Source organism: Oleiphilus sp. HI0125, from assembly GCF_001635355.1.
Map to the genome: position 1 here is coordinate 1 of NZ_LWGF01000031.1, position 739 is coordinate 739.

At 46.3% G+C, this 739-nt stretch carries 1 protein-coding gene; it reads left to right on the plus strand.

What is annotated here, in order from left to right; all coding sequences use genetic code 11:
• Positions 1-739 (plus strand): efflux RND transporter permease subunit (locus A3762_RS00700; protein ID WP_156493093.1); only part of this gene is annotated, 739 nt, incomplete at both ends.

A 739-nucleotide genomic window follows, 5' to 3' on the forward strand; every position in this document is an offset into this window, starting at 1 on the left:
TTAGGTATGACCACGACCGATGTTATCACCTCTATTCGTGAACAAAATCGCCAAGCAGCAGCGGGTACAATAGGTGCTCAACCAAGCGTTGAAGAGAATCCATTTCAGCTCTTGATCAAAGTGAAGGGGCGTTTAGAAAGCATCGAAGAGTTTGAAGACATCGTTCTTCGTGTTGGTAACAATGGCGCAATCACTCGACTTAAAGATGTTGCGCGTATTGAATTGGGTGCCAATACCTACGCTTTACGTTCGCTATTAGATAACAAGCAAGCAGCGGCAATTGCGATCTTCCAGCGTTCGGGTTCGAATGCAATCCAAATCTCGAATGACGTACGTGCCAGTATGGCGGCGCTCAAAGAAACCTTCCCTGAAGGTATGGATTATAAGATCGTTTATGATCCAACAGTCTTTGTACGCGGCTCTATTGAAGCGGTTGTTCAAACTTTACTAGAAGCGATGTTGCTAGTGGTCATCGTTGTACTGCTGTTCTTGCAAACATGGCGCGCGTCCATTATTCCATTGGTTGCCGTGCCGGTATCACTGGTTGGTACGTTCGCAGTCATGCACTTGTTTGGTTTTTCTTTGAATGCCTTAACCCTGTTTGGCTTGGTATTGGCGATCGGTATCGTGGTCGATGATGCGATCGTTGTTGTCGAAAACGTTGAACGTAATATTGCCTTGGGTAAAAGTTCTATTGAGGCAACCAAACAGGCCATGCGAGAGGTAACCGGACCGATCA